This window comes from Pseudomonas syringae group sp. 26L6 (assembly GCF_032587815.1).
Taxonomy (GTDB): Bacteria; Pseudomonadota; Gammaproteobacteria; order Pseudomonadales; family Pseudomonadaceae; genus Aquipseudomonas; species Aquipseudomonas amygdali.
Window position 1 is genome coordinate 368,043 of the sequence record NZ_JAWHPJ010000018.1, and the last position, 20,331, is coordinate 388,373.

General features: G+C 59.3%; 16 protein-coding genes. 12 read left to right on the top strand and 4 right to left on the bottom strand.

Annotated elements, in window-relative coordinates; all coding sequences use genetic code 11:
* Positions 1–15: 15 nt before the first annotated feature.
* The 5 genes from RYA97_RS09335 (at position 16) to RYA97_RS09355 (ending at position 6,449) form a co-directional block, all read left to right on the top strand.
* Entirely contained in the window at positions 16–1,446 is a 1,431-nt protein-coding gene (locus tag RYA97_RS09335; RefSeq protein ID WP_005780043.1) for a serralysin family metalloprotease, read from the top strand.
* A gap of 56 nt (positions 1,447–1,502) precedes the next feature.
* A complete protein-coding gene (locus tag RYA97_RS09340) occupies positions 1,503–1,886 on the top strand; it encodes a protease inhibitor Inh/omp19 family protein (protein WP_005780045.1) in 384 nt (127 codons plus the stop codon).
* An 81-nt stretch (positions 1,887–1,967) separates the two neighbouring features.
* Positions 1,968–3,764 carry a type I secretion system permease/ATPase gene (locus RYA97_RS09345; protein ID WP_005780048.1) on the top strand — a complete coding sequence of 599 codons (1,797 nt, stop codon included), beginning with the start codon at positions 1,968–1,970 and terminating at the stop codon, positions 3,762–3,764.
* A complete protein-coding gene (locus RYA97_RS09350; protein WP_005745685.1) occupies positions 3,761–5,098 on the top strand; it encodes an HlyD family type I secretion periplasmic adaptor subunit in 1,338 nt (445 codons plus the stop codon). Before RYA97_RS09345 ends, RYA97_RS09350 begins: the two co-directional genes overlap by 4 nt.
* Position 5,099: 1 nt before the next feature.
* Positions 5,100–6,449, top strand: a complete 1,350-nt coding sequence (locus RYA97_RS09355) for a TolC family outer membrane protein (protein ID WP_005745684.1) — start codon at positions 5,100–5,102, stop codon at positions 6,447–6,449.
* 10 nt (positions 6,450–6,459) lie between these two features.
* Here RYA97_RS09355 and solA read toward each other — a convergent pair whose 3' ends face one another.
* From solA to RYA97_RS09370, 3 genes are all read right to left on the bottom strand, one after another.
* Complete coding sequence (gene solA, locus RYA97_RS09360; RefSeq protein ID WP_117139419.1) at positions 6,460–7,635, bottom strand: N-methyl-L-tryptophan oxidase; 1,176 nt, start codon at positions 7,633–7,635, stop codon at positions 6,460–6,462.
* A 432-nt stretch (positions 7,636–8,067) separates the two neighbouring features.
* Entirely contained in the window at positions 8,068–9,651 is a 1,584-nt protein-coding gene (locus RYA97_RS09365) for an aldehyde dehydrogenase (NADP(+)) (RefSeq protein WP_005731899.1), read from the bottom strand.
* Between the two features lie 273 nt (positions 9,652–9,924).
* Complete coding sequence (locus tag RYA97_RS09370; RefSeq protein WP_117139425.1) at positions 9,925–10,821, bottom strand: LysR family transcriptional regulator; 897 nt, start codon at positions 10,819–10,821, stop codon at positions 9,925–9,927.
* 103 nt (positions 10,822–10,924) lie between these two features.
* Between RYA97_RS09370 and RYA97_RS09375 the strand changes: the two genes are divergently transcribed.
* The 3 genes from RYA97_RS09375 to RYA97_RS09385 all read left to right on the top strand — a co-directional run bounded on the left by RYA97_RS09375 (position 10,925) and on the right by RYA97_RS09385 (position 13,359).
* Positions 10,925–11,464, top strand: coding sequence for a GNAT family N-acetyltransferase (locus tag RYA97_RS09375; protein WP_117139418.1), 540 nt, complete (start codon positions 10,925–10,927; stop codon positions 11,462–11,464).
* A 5-nt stretch (positions 11,465–11,469) separates the two neighbouring features.
* The gene (locus tag RYA97_RS09380) at positions 11,470–12,630 is read left to right on the top strand and encodes an MFS transporter (protein ID WP_117139417.1); all 1,161 of its coding nucleotides are present in this window, start codon (positions 11,470–11,472) and stop codon (positions 12,628–12,630) included.
* A gap of 84 nt (positions 12,631–12,714) precedes the next feature.
* The gene (locus RYA97_RS09385; RefSeq protein ID WP_002553968.1) at positions 12,715–13,359 is read left to right on the top strand and encodes a TetR/AcrR family transcriptional regulator; all 645 of its coding nucleotides are present in this window, start codon (positions 12,715–12,717) and stop codon (positions 13,357–13,359) included.
* A gap of 38 nt (positions 13,360–13,397) precedes the next feature.
* Here RYA97_RS09385 and RYA97_RS09390 read toward each other — a convergent pair whose 3' ends face one another.
* Positions 13,398–16,139: a beta-glucosidase gene (locus RYA97_RS09390; RefSeq protein WP_117139416.1), complete on the bottom strand. Its 2,742-nt coding sequence runs from the start codon at positions 16,137–16,139 to the stop codon at positions 13,398–13,400.
* A 497-nt stretch (positions 16,140–16,636) separates the two neighbouring features.
* On the opposite strand from RYA97_RS09390, the gene RYA97_RS09395 reads away from it, so the two are divergent.
* The 4 genes from RYA97_RS09395 to gspG all read left to right on the top strand — a co-directional run bounded on the left by RYA97_RS09395 (position 16,637) and on the right by gspG (position 20,328).
* Complete coding sequence (locus tag RYA97_RS09395; protein ID WP_005745674.1) at positions 16,637–16,864, top strand: hypothetical protein; 228 nt, start codon at positions 16,637–16,639, stop codon at positions 16,862–16,864.
* A gap of 83 nt (positions 16,865–16,947) precedes the next feature.
* Positions 16,948–18,672 carry a type II secretion system ATPase GspE gene (gene gspE, locus RYA97_RS09400; protein WP_004665672.1) on the top strand — a complete coding sequence of 575 codons (1,725 nt, stop codon included), beginning with the start codon at positions 16,948–16,950 and terminating at the stop codon, positions 18,670–18,672.
* Entirely contained in the window at positions 18,669–19,871 is a 1,203-nt protein-coding gene (gene gspF, locus RYA97_RS09405) for a type II secretion system inner membrane protein GspF (protein WP_002553964.1), read from the top strand. Before gspE ends, gspF begins: the two co-directional genes overlap by 4 nt.
* A 25-nt stretch (positions 19,872–19,896) precedes the next feature.
* A complete protein-coding gene (gene gspG, locus RYA97_RS09410; RefSeq protein ID WP_002553963.1) occupies positions 19,897–20,328 on the top strand; it encodes a type II secretion system major pseudopilin GspG in 432 nt (143 codons plus the stop codon).
* The last annotated feature ends 3 nt before the right edge of the window (positions 20,329–20,331 follow it).

Here is a 20,331-nt window from a genome sequence, read left to right on the forward strand (position 1 = left end):
AAACAAGGAAGTGTCATGACGAAAGTCAAAGAAAATGCTGCAATTCAACTCTCTGCTGCTACCAGCACCTCTTTCGACCAGATCAATACGTTCGCTCACCAGTATGATCGTGGCGGTAACCTCACGATCAATGGCAAGCCTTCGTACTCGGTCGATCAGGCCGCCGATTACATCCTTCGCGACAACGCTGCGTGGACTGATCGCGATGGCAACGGCACTATCAACCTCACATACACCTTCCTGACCGCCAAACCTGCCGGGTTCGACAATTCGCTGGGGACTTTCAGTGCGTTCAACGCACAGCAGAAAGCACAGGCCGTATTGTCGATGCAATCCTGGGCAGACGTTGCCAAGGTCAGCTTTACCCAGGCCGCTTCCGGCGGCGACGGGCACATGACCTTTGGCAACTACAGTAACGGCAGCGCTGGCGGAGCGGCTTTTGCCTATCTGCCCAGCGGCAACAGCCGTACTGACGGTCAGTCCTGGTACCTTGTCGATAACAGCTACAAGGTCAACACGACACCGGACAATGGCAATTACGGTCGTCAGACCCTGACCCATGAAATTGGCCACACCCTGGGCCTGTCTCACCCTGGCGACTACAACGCTGGCGAAGGCAACCCGACCTACAAGGATGCCAGCTACGCAGAAGATACGCGTGGCTACAGCGTCATGAGTTACTGGAGTGAGTCCAACACCGACCAGAACTTCGTCAAGGGCGGCGTTGCCGCGTACTCCTCGGCACCGTTGCTGGACGATATTGCGGCTGTTCAACAGCTCTATGGCGCGAACATGAGCACCCGTGCCGGTGATACGGTCTACGGTTTCAACTCCACAGCCGGGCGTGATTTCTACAGCGCCACTTCTGCCTCTTCCAAGGTGGTGTTCTCGGTGTGGGACGGCGGGGGCAAGGATACCCTCGACTTCTCGGGTTTCACCCAGAACCAGAAGATCAACCTCAATGCGGCCTCGTTCTCGGACGTGGGTGGCATGGTGGGCAACGTCTCAATTGCCAAAGGCGTGGTGGTTGAAAACGCGGTGGGCGGTTCGGGCAACGACCTGTTGATCGGCAATGCCGCTGCCAACGACCTCAAAGGTGGTGCCGGCAACGACATCATCTACGGTGGTGGCGGTGCCGACAGCCTGACCGGTGGTGCTGGTGCAGACATTTTTGTGTTTGGTGCCAGTTCCGATTCCAACCGTGCAGCGCAGGATACGATTCGTGACTTTGTCAGCGGTCAGGACAAAATCGATGTATCGGCCATTTCCACGCTGAGCGCGCTGCAGTTCGTCAACGCGTTCAGCGGCCATGTCGGCGAAGCGATCCTCAGCTACAACCAGAGCAGCAACCTGGGTAGCCTGGCGATCGACTTCACAGGTCAGGGTGTGGGGGACTTCCTCGTAGGGACTGTTGGTCAAGCGTTGGCTACTGATATCGTGGTTTAATCTGTAACAATCATGGACGACCCTGCTGTCGTCCATGATCTGGAAAGTACCCCATCATGAAGATCAATCACGTTGTTCGAATCGTGCCAGTGGCTTTTGCGCTGCTGGTGGGTATTTCTGGAGCAAGCATGGCCATGAGTTTGAAACTGCCCGACCCAGCTGAGCTAAGTGGCAAGTGGCGACTTTCGCTTCAGGGAAAGACGGACGAAGTTTGTGAGCTGCACCTCAACACTGATGTACCGAAACTGACGGGCGATCTCGCCTGTGCAGTAAAGTGGTTGCACGAAGCCCCCACTGGCTGGTTTCCGACTCCGGATGGCCTGGCATTTACCGACAAGGAAGGCAATCGCCTGATTCACCTCAATAACATGGGGGAGCAGATCTATCAGGCGCGTCTGCCCGGCGGTGAAGTGCTGGTTCTTGGACGGCTCGCCGATTAAGCGTTTCATGGACCTGCGCGAGTTGTTTGTTAAAACCCAGGGATGTCACTCCGTCACCAGCAAGACCATCAAGGAACAACCATGAGTGCGTTGCCCCAAAGCGCCCGTCCGCCGCTTTATAAAGCGCTGGCTGACTACAAGAGCGCGTTGATTGGTGTCGGTTGTTTTACCGCGCTGATCAACGTGTTGATGCTCGCTCCATCGATTTACATGTTGCAAGTCTATGACCGTGTACTGACGTCGCAGAACCAGACTACCCTGGCCATGCTGACGCTGATGGTGGTCGGGTTCTTTGCGTTTATCGGCCTGCTGGAGATGGTCCGCAGCTTTGTGGTAATCCGCATCGGCAGCGAGCTGGAGAGGCGTTTCAATCTGCGCGTCTATCAGGCTGCGTTCGAGAGCAACCTGCACGCCGGACAGCGTCAGGCTGGGCAGGCGCTGGGTGACCTGACCTTTATCCGTCAGTTTCTCACCGGGCCGGCGTTGTTCGCGTTCTTCGACGCCCCGTGGTTTCCCATCTACCTGGCGGTGATCTTCCTTTTCGACCCTTGGCTTGGCGTGCTGGCCAGTGTGGGGACAGTGTTGCTGGTCGGACTGGCCTGCCTCAACGAATGGCTGACCCGCAAACCGTTGGCCGAGGCCAGCGGGTACTCGCAGCAGTCTGCGCAATTGGCGACCCGGCACCTGCAACAGGCCGAGGCGATCCAGGCGATGGGCATGCTCGAAGTGTTGCGGCGTCGCTGGTTCCATGTGCATGGGCGCTTTCTGGCCTTGCAAAATCGTGCCAGTGACACTGGAGCGGTGATCAGTTCGATCAGCAAGGCCCTGCGCCTTTGCCTGCAGTCGCTGGTTCTGGGCCTGGGCGCACTGCTGGTGATAAACGGAGACATGACCGCAGGCATGATGATCGCCGGTTCGATCCTCATGGGAAGGGTCCTCAGCCCCATCGATCAACTGATCGCAGTCTGGAAACAATGGAGTTCTGCACGCCTGGCTTACGGACGTCTGGACCAGTTACTCAAGACCTACGCCGAGCCCGCGCCGCGCATGCCACTGCCAGCACCGCGCGGTCAGATCAGCGCGGAACAGGTCAGCGCTGCGCCTCCGGGCAAAACATCGCCGACGATTCAGCAAGTGAGCTTTCAACTGCAAGCTGGTGAAGTGCTCGGTGTACTGGGAGCATCCGGTTCCGGCAAATCGACCCTGGCACGCGTGCTGGTCGGTGTCTGGCCGGTGCTGGGTGGAACGGTACGTCTGGACGGGGCCGACATGCATCGCTGGGACCGCGAGGCGCTGGGCCCCTATATCGGTTATCTGCCGCAGGACATCGAGCTTTTCGGTGGCACCGTGGCAGAAAACATCGCGCGTTTTAGCGAGGGCGACGCGAGCGCCGTGGTTGCTGCTGCGCAACTGGCGGGCGTACACGAATTGATTCTGCGCCTGCCGCAGGGCTACGACACGCGGCTGGGCGACGATGGCGCTGGCTTGTCAGGCGGTCAGAAACAGCGCGTCGCGTTGGCCCGAGCATTGTATGGCGATCCGCGACTGGTGGTGCTTGATGAGCCCAATTCCAATCTGGACGCCGCGGGCGAAGCGGCCCTGACTCAGGCGATCGCTGAGCTCAAGACCCGCGGCTGTACCGTCGTGCTCGTCACTCACCGCACTCAGTCGTTGAACCAGACCGATCGTCTGCTGGTGCTGAGCGAAGGTCGCATGCAGGCATTCGGCACCACGGCTCAGGTGTTGCAGGCCTTGTCCGGACAGGCATCGCCCGGGCAAGCACCACAAGCGCACCCTCAATCGCAATCTCGCCCTGCACCCGCCGGGCTTTCCATGAGCCGTCAGTACGGCACGCAGAACAGGCAGTCCGACGTATGAACAGCCCCATCGACACTCATTACGCCGTGCCGGGCAAGGAGCGCGGCGTGCAGTTCTTCGTTCGCGCAGGCTGGATTCTCATGCTGGCAGGGGCGGGCAGCTTCTTTCTGTGGGCCAGTCTGGCCCCGCTGGATCAGGGCATTGCCGTGCAAGGCACCGTCGTGGTGTCGGGCAAGCGCAAGGCCGTGCAGTCGCTGGATGGCGGCGTTGTAAGCAAAATTCTCGTCAGCGAAGGCCAGTCGGTAAAGGAGGGCGAGCCGCTGTTTCGCCTTGATCAGACTCAGGTCGAGGCCGACGTGCAATCGTTGCGTGCCCAGTATCGAATGGCCTGGGCCAGCCTGGCCCGCTGGCAGAGCGAGCGCGACAACCTGGATGAGGTGCACTTTCCCGCAGAACTGATTGCCGCCGGGCAGGGGCAGAACCCCGACCCGCGTCTGGCGCTCGTGCTTGAGGGCCAGCGGCAACTGTTCAGCAGTCGGCGACAGGCGCTGGCTCGAGAGCAATCCGGTTTGCAGGCGAGTATCGAAGGTGCCGGGCTGCAACTCGCCGGTATGCGCCGCGCTCGATCGGACCTGCTGGCTCAGGCTGACTCGCTACGCAAGCAACTGAGTAACCTGGAACCCTTGGCGCAGAACGGTTTCATTCCGGGCAACCGTCTGCTGGAGTTTCAACGCCAGCTTTCTCAAGTGCAGCAGAGCCTGGCGCAGAACGCAGGCGAAACCGGGCGGATAGAGCAGGGGATCGTCGAGTCGCGGTTGCGTCTTCAGCAGCAGCGCGAGGAGTATCAGAAAGAAGTGCGCAGCCAGTGGGCCGATGCCCAGGTCAAGGCGCTTACCCTTGAGCAACAACTGGCTTCGGCAGGTTTCAGTCTGCAGCACAGTGCAATTCTTGCCCCTGCTGATGGCATCGCCGTCAACCTGGGCGTGCACACCGAAGGCGCAGTGGTGCGTGCCGGTGAAACCCTGCTGGAAATCGTACCGCAGGGCACACGGCTTGAAGTCGAAGGGCGTCTGCCGGTGCAGTTGATCGACAAGGTCGCCAGCCATTTACCGGTCGATATCCTCTTCACTGCGTTCAATCAAAGTCGCACGCCGCGGGTTTCCGGTGAGGTAAACCTGATTTCTGCCGATCAGATGCAGGATGAGAAAACCGGCCAGCCCTATTACGTGCTGCGCACTTCGGTGGGCGATGCGGCACTGGAAAAACTCAACGGGTTGGTGATCAAGCCGGGCATGCCCGCTGAAATGTTTGTGCGCACGGGTGAACGCTCGCTGCTCAATTATCTGTTCAAACCTTTGCTGGACCGTGCCGGCTCCGCGTTGACGGAGGAATAGGATGTCTCGTCATCCCCTGAAAGCCGCTTTGCTGACGGCCATCCTGCTGGGCACTGCTTCATTGAGTCATGCGATGGGCCCGTTTCAGGTCTATGAGCTGGCGCTTCGCAACGACCCGACTTACCTGGGCGCGCTCAAGGAGCGCGATGCGGGCCTGGAAAACCGGGTGATTGGTCGTGCAGGCTTGTTGCCGCGTGTTTCATACAGCTACAACAAAGGGCGCAACGACTCCAAGGCCACCCTCAAAGGCGGCCGTGAAGACACCACTGACCATCGCCACTACAACAGCTTTGGTTCAAGCCTGACGATTCAGCAGCCGCTGATCGATTACGAAGCCTATGCCAATTACCGCAAAGGCCTGGCCCAGGCGTTGTTTGCCGACGAGACCTTTCGCAGCAAGAGTCAGGAATTGCTGGTGCGGGTTCTGACCCTTTACACCCAGGCACTGTTCGCGCAGGACCAGATCAATATAGCCCGCGCCAAACAGCAGGCGTTCGAACGCCAGTTTGCACAGAACCGGCAAATGTTCCAGCAAGGCGAGGGTACCCGCACCGACATTCTTGAAGCGGAATCGCGCAACGAGCTGGCGATTGCCGAGCAGATAGAAGCCAGCGACGAGCAGGACGCGGCCTTGCGCGAACTGGCCGCGTTGCTGGGCGAGTCGAGTATCGATGTTGCGCAGTTGGAGCCGTTGAGGGACAGTTTTCAGGCGCTGGTGCTGGCACCGTCCAGCTTTACCGAGTGGCATGCGCTGGCTATGGCCAACAGCCCGATCCTGGCCTCGCAACGCCAGTCGCTGGAAGTGGCGCGATACGAGGTGGAGCGCAACCGCGCCGGGCATCTGCCGACGGTGAATGCTTACGCGAGTATCCGTCAGAACGAATCGGACAGCGGCAACACCTACAATCAGCGTTACGACACCAACACGATAGGTATCGAGCTCAGTCTGCCGCTGTACGCCGGAGGCGGCACCAGCGCCTCGGTGCGTCAGGCCAACAGCAAGCGCGAGCAGGCGGAATACGAGCTGGAGGGCAAGACCCGCGAAACCCTGATCGAGCTGCGTCGCCAGTTCAACGCCTGTGCGTCAGGGGTGAGCAAGTTGCGCGCTTATCAGAAAGCACTGGTCTCTGCGCAGGCACTGGTCGAGTCGACACGTCAGAGCATTCTCGGCGGCGAGCGCATCAGCCTGGACGCACTCAACGCCGAACAGCAGCTCTACAGCACCCGGCGTGATCTGGCGAAAGCCCGTTACGATTACTTGATGGCCTGGATCAAACTGCATTACTACGCCGGTACGTTGCGCGACACCGATCTGGCGCGTATTGACGAGGCCTTCGTTGTGGCACGCTGAGTGTCGTTGGTCAGTTCTGCGCGGTGAAACGCGCCAGCGAGAAGGCTGAAAGGTCTACATCGCTGGTGCCGTGAATACAGCATTGTGCAAGGGCCAGCCCGAGCCCGGCTGAGTGTTTGAAGCCGTGACCGGAGCAGGCCGAAACCACTGTCACGTTTTTCAGATGGGGGTGTTCATCAATGATGAAGTGATAGTCCGGCGTGACGGTGTAAGCGCAGACCGAAGACTTGACCACGTTTGGCGTCAGTCCCGCAATCTTGCCCTTCACCTGGATCTGGAACATTTCCTGCTCCTCGCTTGCCGTAACAGTGCGATCCAGCTGGTCGGCAGCGGATGTCTCGATGTATTGCTCGGTGGCGACCTTCATACTGTTTTCACCGGGCAGGGGCGGGAAGCCATAGTTGACATCATCCTCCCCGGGCCCGTGAGTCAGAATGAAGCTCGGCGAACGTGGTGCTAAAGCGGCATTCTCCTGCAATTCGAACCAGAACAGCTTTTGCCGGCACACCCGCAGCAGGTCGCTGAACGGTGCGCCGAGCAATTCGGCTGACCACATGCCCGCACTGACCACGACTTTGTCAGCGATGATCGAGCCCTTGTCGGTGGTAATGCGCACCTGATCACCCTGTGCCTGTAAGTGCGTAACCGTCTCATGGGTCAGCAACCTTGCGCCGTGTTGCCTCGCCAGCCGCAGCTGTACTTCGATGCAGCGCTCTGGCCGGACAAATCCGCCTTCAGGCTCAAAGTAGCCAACGGCGGTGTCCAGAACAGGGGTGAACTGGGGAAAGCGCTCGCGAATGGCCGCCGCCGACAGCACTTCGTGCGTCACGCCATAGGTGCGGGCCAGGGCGATGGTCTGGTGGGTGAAGTCGTTACTGTCTTCAGGATCGTACGCAGGGCTGGAAGTCATCACCAGTACACCGCACTGCTCGAACAGCGACTCGCCGCTCAGCGCCTCAAGTTCGCGCCAGATGCTGTGCGAACTACGTACCAGCGGCAGGTATTGCGGGCCCTCGCCAACCGACAGTCGTGTGATGCGGGTATCGCCGTGGCTGGAGCCTTGTGTGTGCGGAGGGGCGTAGCGATCGACGCCAATTACATCGACTCCGGCCTTCGCCAGTTGATAGACAGTGGCTGCACCCATGGCACCCAGACCGAGCACGGCCACTTCACAACGCTGCTGCATAATCGGAATGCCTCGATAAATCTCTTATTTCACGCCGGACAGCCTGCCGAATCAACCGCCAAACGTGCATAAGGTTATGTCACGAAGCCCCAATGGCCATTACCAGTGCCATCACTCATGAGGGTGTGGGGAACCTGTAAAAATTTACGCTTGCGCTGCTCAGGGTTTTTAAGGTCCGAAATTGATGAAAAGTTGTCCACGGAAATCGTGGGTATGTCTGTGGGTAACTTTTTGAAACCCTTGTTACACGTGGCTTACAGCTGTGTGGTTATTTTATGAACAGCTCATGTCTTGCACTTCCATGGTGCTGCCACCAGGCTGAAAAACAGGTCCGCTATAAGCGATTTAAAGCACAAAAAAGAAATATTTTTCAAAAAAAAGCGCGACCCTCATCAGGTCGCGCTGCTTTTTTTACGAGTCAAGCGATGGTTGTTACACGAGAGGCTGATCGCTCCATTCACCGTTGACCAGACGACGCAGACCCAGCGGGTTGGCATTCTGCAATGCAGGCGGCAACTGGCTGTCGGCCAGGTTCTGATAGCAGACCGGGCGCAGGAAACGGTCGATGGCCAGAGTGCCCACCGAAGTACCGCGTGCGTCCGAGGTTGCCGGATATGGACCGCCGTGAACCATGGCTTCACAGACCTCGACACCGGTCGGGTAGCCGTTGAACAGAATACGCCCGACTTTCTCTTCGAGTATCGGTTGCAGCCAGCTGTACTGGCTCAAGTCCGCAGGCTCGCCGATCACGGTCGCAGTCAGCTGACCACGCAAGGCCTGCAGCGCGTCTTTCAACTGCGCATCGTCAGCGACCTCGATTATCAGCGTGGTCGGGCCGAAGACTTCTTCCTGTAACAACTGGTCGCCGTTCAACAGCAGACTGACGTCAGCCTTGAACAACTGAGCCTGCGCCTGTTTGCCTTCCTGCGGCTTGCCAGCCAGATGCGTCACGCCCGGATGCGACAGCAAATGCTCGACGCCTTTGCTGTAGCTGCGCAGACCGCCTGCGTTGAGCATGGTCTGCGGTGCCTGACTGCCCATCTGTTCGGTCAGTTGTTCGACGAACGTCGAAAACGCCGGGGAGCGCAGGCCGATGACCACACCGGGGTTGGTGCAGAACTGACCGGCACCCATCACCACCGAACCGGCGAGCTCTTTGGCCACGGTTTCGCCGCGTGCCTGCAGGGCACCTGGCAGCAACACTACCGGGTTGATGCTGGACATCTCGGCAAACACCGGAATCGGCTGTGGACGCTCGGCGGCCATTTTGCAAAGAGCGTTGCCGCCGTTCAGCGAGCCGGTGAAACCGACGGCCTGGATAGCCGGGTGTTTGACCAGACCTTCACCCACGCCGTTACCGAAGATCATGTTGAATACGCCTTTCGGCATTTGGGTGCGTTCTGCGGCGCGGATGATAGCGCTGGCCACCAGATCGGCAGTCGCCATGTGGCCACTGTGCGCCTTGAACACCACCGGGCAACCGGCAGCCAGTGCAGCAGCGGTGTCACCGCCAGCAGTGGAAAACGCCAGCGGGAAGTTGCTCGCGCCGAACACGGCAACCGGGCCCACACCGATGCGGTACTGGCGCAGGTCGACGCGTGGCAACGGTTTGCGATCCGGCAGGGCCAGGTCAATGCGTGCACCGACGAAATCACCGCGACGCAGAACCTTGGCAAACAGGCGCATCTGGCCGCTGGTACGACCGCGCTCACCCTGAATACGTGCCTGGGGCAGAGCGGTTTCCTGGCAGACGATGGCGACGAAATCATCACCCAACTGATCCAGTTCATCGGCAATGGCGTCGAGGAAGTCGGCGCGACGGGCCGGGCTCAGTTGACGGAATTCTGGAAAGGCAGCCTTGGCGGCGAGGGCGGCAGCGTCGATTTCGCCGTCGGTAGCCTGATGGAAGCTGTAAGGCAGTTCTTCGCCTGTTGTGGCATCCAGACTTTTTTGCAGGCTTTGGCCAAGAGCGCTGCGGCCGCCAGCGATGAAATTCTGGCCGAGAATGTTAGGCATCGGTATCTCCTGTTGTTTTGAGGTTGGAGGTCGGTATGGAAGGTATCCGGACCGGCGCTCCTTATGGGTTGCCGAGTTGCTTTACAGATTGTCAGTGATGTGGCGTGTAAAAGCAGGCCAGCGATCATTTTTTCTAAAACCAGTGGGCAGTCATCGTACAACCTGATTCGCTGCTGATGCAACTGTCGGCCTGATTTGCCAAGTCAAGCGCCGCTGCTCTTTATAGCGCATGGGCGCGATCAGGCTTCTATCGTGGCGCGCTTTTGTGACCTTTTAAGGTGGTGTGGCGTTGAGGTTGTGCAATGCATCCAGCACCTGGCGCAACGCCTTGCTGACCGGTTTGTCCTGGCGCAATGCAATTCCCAGCGTACGGCTCAACCCCGGCACCAGATGCAGCACCTGCAAACCGCGGCGGTGATGGACTGCAGCAACCGCCATGCGCGGCACGATGCTGTAGCCCAGGCCCGCAGCGACCATTTCCTTGATGGCCTCGATGCTCCCCAGTTCCATGACCGGTTTTATCCGGATCCCGGCCTGCAAGAACCATTCATTGATCAGCAGCCGCGTACTGCTGCCTGCTTCGAAAACCACCAGCGGTAGTTCGCAGAGGTGCTCCGGGGTCATTTCAGCGGCAATCGGCTGCTGGCTGCTGGCGAAAATCGCCACGAACTCATCCTCAAGCAGCGGGGTGATATGCAGACTGCGACCCGAGGCGGGCAGCGTCACCAGTGCGAGATCCAGACGGTTTTCTTCCACAGCCTTGAGAATGCCGTCCGTGTTGCCGGTGCTGACCCGCACATCCAGTTGTGCAAAGCGACGGCGCAGTGCCTGCAACATGGGCGGCAGCAGATGAATGCAGGCGGTCGCGCCGGTACCGATCGCAACCTTTCCGGCAACGCCGCTGGCGTGACTGGACAACTCCAGCAGGGCGTCTTCGACCACCGCATCAATGCGCGCAATATGCTCCAGCAGCGTAGTGCCCGCCGAGGTGGGCTTGAGCCGCTTGCCTACGCGCTCGATCAATTTCAGGTTCAACTGGTCCTCCAGCTGCCGAATTTGCAGGCTTACCGCTGGCTGGGTCAGGTGCAGTCGCTCGGCCGCTGCGGAGAAGCTGCCGTGCGCTATGACCAGCGAGAAGGTGTGCAAGTGATTCAGGTTGAGTCGGCGCATGGCAAAGTATTTCTTATGCTGTGAATGATAAATCATAGCTTTTTTAACGGTTTGGTGAGCGGCATGATTGCACTCATTCAACGACATTTGCCCAGAGCCCGATATGACCCCGACCTTTATCCTGCGTGATGCGTGTGATCAAGACATGCCTGCCGTACAGGCGATCTACGCCGATCATGTGCTGCATGGCATTTCCAGTTTCGAACTCGATCCGCCGAGTGTCGCCGAGCTGCTGCAGCGCCGTGCGCAGGTGCTCGTCAACGGCCTGCCATATCTGGTGGCCGAGCTCGCCGGAGAGGTGGTTGGCTATGGCTACGCCACACCCTATCGTCCGCGTCCTGCCTACCGCTTTACCGTAGAAGACTCGGTTTATATACGGGACGGTATGGGCGGGCGGGGCATCGGTCTGGCATTGCTTGGCGAGCTGGTACAGCGCTGCGATCAGGGCGGCTGGCGGCAGATGGTCGCGGTGATCGGCAATAGCGAGAATATCGCGTCGCTGCGTCTGCACGAGCGCCTGGGTTTTCGCCGTGTCGGGGTATTCGAGTCAGTCGGCTTCAAGCACGGTCGCTGGGTGGACACCGTGCTGATGCAGCGCATGCTCGGCGACGGCTCGGGCAGTGCACCTTCCGAGCGGGCCTGACTGACGTGGACCGCGCTGATCTGTCCAGGCTGGCGGTAGTCAAACTGGGGCTCGCGCAACTGATCAGTTGGGGTGTGACGTTTTATCTGCCGGGGGCTTTCGGCAATGCGATTGCCGATGATCTGGGCTGGAGCGGCCAGCAGGTCTTTTCCGGGCTGTCAGTCGCACTGTTGATCATGGGCCTGGTTTCGATCTTCAGTGCGCGTTTGCTCCAGCGTCTCGGTGCACGGCAGGTATTGCAATACGGGGCCGGGCTCAACGCGCTTGGCTGCTGCATGCTGGCTGTGTGCGAGACACCTCAGTCGTGGTTTTTTGGCTGGGCAGTGCTGGGCGTCGGCATGCGTCTTTCACTTTACGATGCGCTGTTTGCTGCATTGGCAGCGCTGTTCGGTGCACGCTCTCGGGCGCTGATGGTGCAGATTACCTTGTTGGGCGGGCTGGCTTCGGCGGTATTCTGGCCGCTGGGCCACGGCTTGTTGAATGCGTTGGGCTGGCGTAGTGCGGTTGCTGTCTACGGCTGCCTGGCATTGCTCAGCGGGTTATTGGTCAGCGGCCTGCCGGACTCCCGGTTGCCAGTCTTGAACGCCGGGTCAGCCGCGCCTGCGCCCGCTGACACCACGGCCTGGATACCTCAGTTCGGCTACGCCCTGAGCATGTCCCTGATCGCGTTCCTGTCAGCCGGCTTGTCTGCCCATTTACCCGCGTTGCTGGCTGGTTTGGGCGTGCCGGTCGTGCTGGCAGCGCTGTGGGGCATCGGTCAGACCTGCGCGCGTCTGGCGCAGGCTTTGTTGGCGCAGTCGATGCCTGCACTACGCCTGAATGTCTGGGTCGCTGCCGGAATGGTGCTGTGTTTTACCCTGGGGCTGCTCAGTCAGGGCCATACCCTGCTGGCCTGCATGTTCCTGTTCGGTTATGGCGCGATGAACGGGCTGGCCACATTGCTGAGGGCGAATCTACCCTTTGAGCTGTTTGCACATTCGCATTACGTACACCTGCAGGGCCGATTGCTGGCTCCTGCCTTTCTGCTGTCAGCTGGCGCTCCGTGGTTTTTTGCGTGGGTGCGTGAAGCGCAGGGCGGCAGCGGCCTGCTGTGGTTGTCGCTGGCGATCAGCCTGGTGTTGATTACAGTGGCAATTGCATTGAATCTAAATGGCCGCGCAAAATGAAATTGTCCAACAATCCGGTTCAATAGCGTTGCCAGTAGTCGCCTGAATGGTTAGGGTACGCGGCTGTTCAAGAAGGAGCCTGATATGACTCTGCATGACCCCACGGAAACGGGCACGGCAGTCACCCGGCAGCGGCGCGCGCCAAAGGGTGAAAAGCGCCGCAAAGAGCTGCTTGATGCGGCCTTGCAAGTGTTTTCCCTTGAGGGCTATACCGGCGCTTCGGTGGCTAAGGTAGCGGCCATCGTCGGTATTTCCGTCGCCGGGCTGCTGCACCATTTTCCCAGCAAGATTTCGCTGTTGATGGGCGTGCTGGACCGACGCGATGAGGTCAATAGCCGAATTGCTGCCGAGGTGCGCACAGACAACACGTTGACCGGCCTGCTTGGCGGCCTGCGCGCAATCAACCGTTCAAACGCCACGGCGCCCGGCGTGGTGCGTGCCTTTTCGATTCTCAATGCTGAAAGTCTGCTGGAAAACCAGCCAGCCTTTGAATGGTTCCAGACGCGCTACGAGCGTATTCACGCGCACTTGATGGGACAGTTTGCAGGTTTGGTGGAGCGCGGGGAGGTGCGTGCGGATGTGGATCTGGACAAGATCATCCGGCAGATTCTGGCGATGATGGATGGCTTGCAGATTCAGTGGCTACGCTTTCCCGATCAGGTGGACCTGGTCGAGTGTTTCGATACCTACATTGCGCAGGTCGATGCAGCGGTAAGGGCTCGTCCCTGAGCCTTTATTTGTCCGTTTACCCTTCAGTCAGCTAACGCTTACTCGACGGTCTGCTTGAATACACCGCCGGTCTTGACCGGTGGTTTCTCGACCAGAACCGAGTTCAGAGCGGAGCGTGGCAGCGGGTTGCTGGTGGTGGTCGACAGTTCCTGACGGAACGAGTTGACCAGCTTGGCGTTCAGGCGGATGTCCTGCGACGAACCACCGAGCGACAGGTTGAAGGTGTCGGCATCGACCACCCACTGATTGGTTTTCACGTCGAAGTAGGCCAGCGAGCGGTCATTGAGCTCAATGGTCACGCGCTTGCTTTCGCCCGGCTTGAGAAACACTTTCTTGTAGCCTTTGAGTTCCTTGATCGGACGCTCGACTTTCGGGTTCTGCTGGCCCACGTACAGCTGAGCGACTTCAGAACCGCCAACCTTGCCGGTGTTGGTCAGATCGAAGGACACCTTGATCGGCGTATTGCCCACCGCAACGCCCGGCGTCACTTTGATGTTGCTGTAACCGAACGTGGTGTACGACAGGCCGTAACCGAACGGGTAGAGCGGCTTGATGCCTTTCTTCTCGTAACCGCGATAACCCAGCATCAGGTCATCCTTGTAATCCATGTCGGTCAGAGTGTTCTGATTGTCGAATTTCGGGAAGGAAGCGTAAGCCGGGTTATCTTCGATGTTGCGTTCGATACTGATCGGCAGCTTGCCCGATGGGTTGACCTTGCCGAACAGAATCTCGGCCAGGGCCTGACCACCGTTCTGACCCGGGTAGAAGGCATGCAGCGCTACCGGAACCTGTTCGATCCAGTCGCTCATCTTCAGACCCGTACCGCCATACATGGTCACCACGGTGTTCGGGTTGACCTTGGCGATGTTCTGGATCAGCTCGTTCTGGAACTCAGGCAGATCGAAGCTGTGGTCGAAACCTTCGCCTTCGTATTCGTTGCTGTTACCCACTGCAACCACGACCGCATCGTAGCCGGACAGGTCCTGAGGAGCGTTCAGCGAAGCCGAACTCAGCTGCACACCTACCAGGCCACCCATGGTCGACAGGTAACCGGCGCGACGCGAGTACTCGAGCTTCACATCGTAAGACTGGCCAGCTTCCAGATTGATCTTGGCGAATTCTGGAATGGTCGGCGGGATGCTGTTGCCCGGCAATGGCTTGCCGTCACCGTTGTCGATGATTTTCTTGCCGTTGACCCACAGACGCACGGCGCCGTCGGCACGAACCTTGAACACCTGCTCGCCGCTCTGGGTCGGGGTGACCTTGCCGGTGTAGCGAATCGAAGTCGACGATGTATCGCCATTCAGTTCGCCAGCGGTCGAACCTTTGCTGGTGTACGGATCGGACGTCGAAGTGTTGCTTTCGAACGGCAGGTTCTTGTCGTTGGCCCAGTCCAGGTCAACATGCTTCTCGGTACGGGTGACCGCTGCATCACCAGACCAGTTGGTGTTGCTGAAGTACTCGACTTTCATGCCCTGGACTTCATTGCCAGTTGCGTCGGTGGTGGTCCAGGCACTGGTGCTTGGGTCCAGCGACAGGCCTTCGATGAAGTCGACTTTGGCGTTGGGCGCGATTTGTTGCAGACCGCTCAATTCGCTGACGTAATGGCTGGCCATGACGTTGGCGCTGCCGAAACCGGTCGGTGGCGAGTACTTGGCCAGGGTGCCGACAACGGCGATTTTCTTGACCTTCTGCTTGTCCAGCGGCAACAGATCGCCCTGGTTTTTCAGCAGCACGATGCCTTCACGCGCAGCATTCAGAGCAACCTTGTTGCTGGTCGAGCTGTTCATGTTGTGCGTGGTCAGCGGCGTCTTGCTGTCGAACTTGTACAGGTAGATCTGCTTGAGGATGCGGCGGACCTTGTCGTCGATGGTCGCAGCGCTCAGGTCACCGGCGTCCAGATGAGGCTTCAGCACGGAGCTGTTCATCTGGTAGCCCATCATGTCCAGATCGGCCCCGGCGCGGGCGGCTTCGAAGCCGTGCACGACAGCGTTGTAGTCGCTCTGTACGAAGCCCTTGAAGCCCCATTCCTTTTTCAGGATCTGCGCGATCAGGTGCTCGCTTTCGCAAGCGAAATCACCGTTCACTTTCTGAAAGGCGCACATCATCATCGCAACGTTGCCGTTCTTCGAGGACGACTCGAATGCAGGCAGCGACATTTCGCGCAGGACGCGCTCTGGCATCTTCTGGTCCAGGTTGAAGCGGTTGCTTTCCTGGTCGTTGGCCGCGTAGTGCTTGGCGTTGGCCCATACACCACGAGACTGGATACCGTTGATGACGCCCGGTGCCAGGCTGGCACCCAGGAACGGGTCTTCACCGGAGAGGTATTCGAACGCGCGGCCGCCGTAAGGCATGCGGTACAGGTTGACGCCGGGGCCAGTGATGAACTGGTAGCCGCCGACGGCAGTGTCATAGCCCAGCGCACGGCCGAGGTCGATGGCACGACGCGGGTTGAAGGTGGCTGCCAGGTTAGGGCCGGACGGATAGACCACGCCCTGATCGTTGCCTTCGCTGGTGTAGCGCACGCCCACGCCGCCGTCGGCACCGTGAATCTGCGGAACGCCGTAGTTGGTCAGCGGCTTGACATCCCAGCCGCCGGTGCCGCCGATGTAGGCCAGCTTTTCTTCCATGGTCATCTTCGCCAGGGTCTTCTGCGCGGCTTTTTCAGCGCGGTCCTCGCGACCTTGTTGCACAGTAGGGTCAGCGGCGTGCACCTGGGATACTGCCAATGCCAGCAAGGCCAGCGCCGAGTGCGCGCCTATCATCTTTCGCTTGTTCATATTGCTCTCCAACTACGTTTCAATTAACTGGTTGCCTGCGCACGTGCGAAGGACTAACTCGTCGTCATTTGCCTTTGCGGCTTACTCTTTTCTCCGGGCAAAAGTTGCCCGCTGTCGCGTTTTTTCCCCTCTTAACAGGGGAGCGACTTATGGCTGTTTAATTACTGTTTCGATGTTTTATTTATTATCTTTTCTACTTCTCAAGCGCCATCAAATCGCTATCACATGGTGGCACTTTGAATCTCAAAACCGTTACAATTAACCCTAAAACAAGGCATAAATGTCAAATAAAAGCGTATTTTTCTTTCATTTCGTATTTTTTCTTTACAATTTAGGAACTCTTGTTAAACCTACTGGTCGATGGGTTTAAGATTTTTCAGGACGAAGAAAGACAGCTCGCAAGTTGCGATGCGTGCTGTACGCTATTTCTTGCCCGGCCTTTATCCGATTTCTGCCTTTTGCAGAATTCACTTCTTTTTTCTGTGGAGTTAACTACGATGAAATTCTCTGTAATCAGTGCGGGCGTTGTTCTGGGTCTGGCCCTTAGTGGTGCAGTAGTTGCCGCTGAAGCGACCGATGACGATGCAACATCCGGTGCAAGCGATTCGACGGTCATGACTCAGACCCAGGACGCCAAGGCAGCGCAGAAGGCGCAAAACCAGAAGACCGAAACGACAAAAGGTGGTCGCCCGCAGAACGCAACCCCTCAAAAGCAGTCAAATTGATCGTTTGAAGCCTTTGAGCACAGCACTTTCCAGTCGGAGAGTGCTGTAACATGTCCCTCCGAAGTAGCAAAATGCCCTCATTCATGCCGCCAGTTCCCGTCGATGTTTCCCGCCTCCTCATTCCGGATGCCGCGCAGGTTTGCGCCTGGCTGACCGAGCACGCGGGTCTGAAAATGGCCGATCTGGAGCGGGCGCAACGTTTGCAGCAAGAGTCTGAAGGCACCGAGCTGCTCGGGCTGTTGACTCGTCTGGGTCTGGTTTCCGAATTTGAACTGGCCCGCGCATGGGCAGCCCTGTTGCAGGCACCGCTGCTACTTGCTGACGCTGTGCCGCCGCTGCTCGACCCCTTGCCGCCTTTGACCGAGCGCTTCATGCGCCACTATCAAGTCGTGCCCGTAGGCTGGAGCGATCAAGGGCTGCAAGTGCTCAGCGCCAACCCCGGTACGCTGTACCCGTTCCAGGCCATCGCTTATGCCTGCGAAGTGCCGGTGCGGCTGTCCATCGGGCCGCGCAATGAAGTCGAAACCCTTATTGAGCGTTATTACGGACAGGGTCGCTCGGCAATGGGCACCCTGATCGAGAACCTGGATGAGGAGGGCGGCTCGCTGGAAGACATCGAGCACCTTAAGGATCTGGCCTCCGAAGCGCCGGTCATTCGTCTGGTCAACCTGATTCTGCAACGCGCGGTCGAACAGCGTGCGTCAGACATTCATATCGAGCCGTTCGAGAGCCAGTTAAAAGTGCGCTATCGCATCGACGGCGTGTTGCATGAGGCCGAAGCGCCACCGTCCAGTTCTTCGGCGGCGGTTATTTCCCGGGTGAAGATCATGGCGCGGCTGGACATCGCCGAGCGTCGTTTGCCGCAGGATGGCCGGATCATGCTGCGCATCCAGGGCAAGGAGCTGGACCTGCGGGTGTCTACGGTGCCCACCAGCTTCGGCGAATCGGTGGTCATGCGTTTGCTGGACCGGCAGACCATCAATTTCGATTTCCCCAGCCTGGGTTTCGACGGCGAGCGGCTGGATGAATTTCTCGACGTGCTGGAGCGTCCGCACGGCATTCTGCTGGTCACCGGGCCGACCGGCTCCGGCAAGACCACCACTCTTTATACTGCGCTCTCACGGCTCAATACCGCCGAGCGCAAGATCATCACCGTCGAAGACCCGGTCGAGTATCAGCTCGAGGGCATCAATCAGATTCAGGTCAAGCCTTCCATCGGCCTGGACTTCGCCGGGGCACTGCGCTCCATCGTGCGTCAGGACCCGGATGTCATCATGATCGGTGAGATGCGCGACCTGGAAACCTGCCGCATCGCCATTCAGTCCTCGTTGACCGGTCACCTGGTGCTCTCGACCCTGCACACCAATAGTGCGGCGGCGAGTATTACCCGTCTGCTGGACATGGGCGTCGAAAGCTACCTGATCGCCTCGACGGTCAACGGCATTCTGGCCCAGCGTCTGGTCCGCCGTCTTGATCCGGCAACGCGTGAAGCCTTCGATGCGCCGCCGGAGTTGATTGCCGAGCACGGGCTGGAGCGCTTCACTGACGAACGCCCGATTCGCCTGTATCGCCCGCGTGCCGATGCACCTGGCGGCGGTTACCGGGGGCGCAGTGCAATCACCGAGTTGCTGGTTATGAACGAAGAGCTGCGCAGTCTGTTGATGCGCCACGCCGACGCTTCGACGCTGGAAGAGGCTGCCCGACGTGGCGGCTTGCGCACGCTGCATGAAGAGGGCCTGCGCCAGGCCGTGGCCGGGGTGACCTCGCTGGAGGAAGTGCTGCGCGTCACCCGAGGTGAAGGCACATGAGCCTGTTCAAGTACCGCGCACTGGATGCTCAAGGTGCGCCGCAGAACGGCACGCTGGAAGCCCGCGACCAGGATGCTGCAATCGCCGCGCTGCAAAAACGTGGCCTGATGGTCTTGCAGATTGACGCGGCCGGTATGGGCGGGTTGCGCCGCGCACTGGGCAGCGGCTTGCTCAATGGGGCAGCGCTGGTCAGTTTCACGCAGCAGCTCGCAACGTTGCTCGGTGCCGGACAGCCGTTGGAACGATCTCTTGGAATTCTGCTCAAACAGCCTGGACAACCGCAGACCAAGGCATTGATCGAGCGCATCCGCGAACAGGTCAAGGCCGGCAAGCCATTGTCCGTTGCGCTGGAAGAAGAGGGCACACAGTTTTCGCCACTTTATATAAGCATGGTCCGCGCCGGTGAAGCCGGGGGCGCGCTGGAAAGCACGCTGCGTCAATTGAGTGATTACCTTGAACGTAGCCAACTGCTGCGTGGCGAGGTCATCAACGCGCTGATCTATCCGGCCTTTCTAGTGGTCGGCGTACTGGGCTCGCTGGCCCTGTTGCTGGCCTATGTAGTGCCGCAGTTCGTACCGATCTTCAAGGATCTCGGCGTGCCGATTCCGTTGATCACCGAGGTCATTCTCAACCTCGGACAATTTTTGAGCAACTACGGCCTGGCTGTTCTGGCGAGCCTGATCGCGCTGATCTGGGGCATGGCCATTCGCATGCGCGACCCACAGCGCCGTGAACGCCGCGACCGCCGCATACTCGGCATTCGGGTAATCGGTCCCTTGCTGCAACGCATCGAAGCAGCGCGTCTGACTCGAACGCTTGGCACGCTGTTGACCAATGGAGTGGCGTTGTTGCAGGCGCTGGTGATCGCTCGCCAGGTCTGCACCAACCGCGCCTTGCAGGCGCAGGTGGAGCAGGCTGCCGAGTCGGTGAAGGGCGGCGGCACGCTGGCCAGTGCGTTCGGCGCGCAACCGCTGCTGCCGGATCTGGCGCTGCAAATGATCGAGGTCGGCGAACAGGCGGGCGAACTGGACACCATGCTGATGAAGGTCGCCGATGTGTTCGACGTCGAGGCCAAGCGCGGTATCGACCGCATGCTGGCCGCGCTCGTACCGGCGCTGACGGTGGTGATGGCGGGCATGGTCGCGGTGATCATGCTGGCGATCATGCTGCCGCTGATGAGCCTGACCAGCAATATCTGAATCCATGAAAGAGGAAACCACTCCGATGACTTTTAGCCGCACACGCTTCAAACCCGCACGCCGACAGGGCGGTTTCACTTTGCTGGAAATGCTCGCCGTTATTGTATTGCTGGGCATCGTTGCGACCATCGTCGTGCGTCAGGTGGGCGGCAACGTCGACAAGGGCAAATACGGCGCAGGCAAGGCTCAGTTGGCCAGCCTGGGCATGAAGATCGAAAGCTATGCGCTGGACGTCGGTTCGCCACCCAAGACTTTGCAGCAATTGACCGAGAGACCGGGCAACGCCTCGAACTGGAATGGCCCTTACGCCAAGCCTTCGGACCTTAAAGACCCGTTCGGCCACGCGTTCGGCTACCGCTTCCCGGGCCAGCACGGCAGTTTCGACCTGATTTTCTACGGCCAGGACGGTCAGCCGGGCGGCGAAGGGTACAGCGCCGACCTGGGCAACTGGGAGTAACGT

What these genes read in the sequence shown, in the direction of transcription:
- solA (WP_117139419.1), bottom strand. Translation starts at nt 7,635, where the DNA reads ATGCAGCAGCGTTGTGAAGTGGCCGTGCTCGGTCTGGGTGCCATGGGT.
- gspF (WP_002553964.1), top strand. Translation starts at nt 18,669, where the DNA reads ATGAGCCTGTTCAAGTACCGCGCACTGGATGCTCAAGGTGCGCCGCAG.
- RYA97_RS09370 (WP_117139425.1), bottom strand. Translation starts at nt 10,821, where the DNA reads ATGCGCCGACTCAACCTGAATCACTTGCACACCTTCTCGCTGGTCATA.
- RYA97_RS09345 (WP_005780048.1), top strand. Translation starts at nt 1,968, where the DNA reads ATGAGTGCGTTGCCCCAAAGCGCCCGTCCGCCGCTTTATAAAGCGCTG.
- gspE (WP_004665672.1), top strand. Translation starts at nt 16,948, where the DNA reads ATGCCGCCAGTTCCCGTCGATGTTTCCCGCCTCCTCATTCCGGATGCC.
- RYA97_RS09375 (WP_117139418.1), top strand. Translation starts at nt 10,925, where the DNA reads ATGACCCCGACCTTTATCCTGCGTGATGCGTGTGATCAAGACATGCCT.
- RYA97_RS09350 (WP_005745685.1), top strand. Translation starts at nt 3,761, where the DNA reads ATGAACAGCCCCATCGACACTCATTACGCCGTGCCGGGCAAGGAGCGC.
- RYA97_RS09340 (WP_005780045.1), top strand. Translation starts at nt 1,503, where the DNA reads ATGAAGATCAATCACGTTGTTCGAATCGTGCCAGTGGCTTTTGCGCTG.
- RYA97_RS09390 (WP_117139416.1), bottom strand. Translation starts at nt 16,139, where the DNA reads ATGAACAAGCGAAAGATGATAGGCGCGCACTCGGCGCTGGCCTTGCTG.
- RYA97_RS09385 (WP_002553968.1), top strand. Translation starts at nt 12,715, where the DNA reads ATGACTCTGCATGACCCCACGGAAACGGGCACGGCAGTCACCCGGCAG.
- RYA97_RS09335 (WP_005780043.1), top strand. Translation starts at nt 16, where the DNA reads ATGACGAAAGTCAAAGAAAATGCTGCAATTCAACTCTCTGCTGCTACC.
- gspG (WP_002553963.1), top strand. Translation starts at nt 19,897, where the DNA reads ATGACTTTTAGCCGCACACGCTTCAAACCCGCACGCCGACAGGGCGGT.
- RYA97_RS09395 (WP_005745674.1), top strand. Translation starts at nt 16,637, where the DNA reads ATGAAATTCTCTGTAATCAGTGCGGGCGTTGTTCTGGGTCTGGCCCTT.
- RYA97_RS09355 (WP_005745684.1), top strand. Translation starts at nt 5,100, where the DNA reads ATGTCTCGTCATCCCCTGAAAGCCGCTTTGCTGACGGCCATCCTGCTG.
- RYA97_RS09365 (WP_005731899.1), bottom strand. Translation starts at nt 9,651, where the DNA reads ATGCCTAACATTCTCGGCCAGAATTTCATCGCTGGCGGCCGCAGCGCT.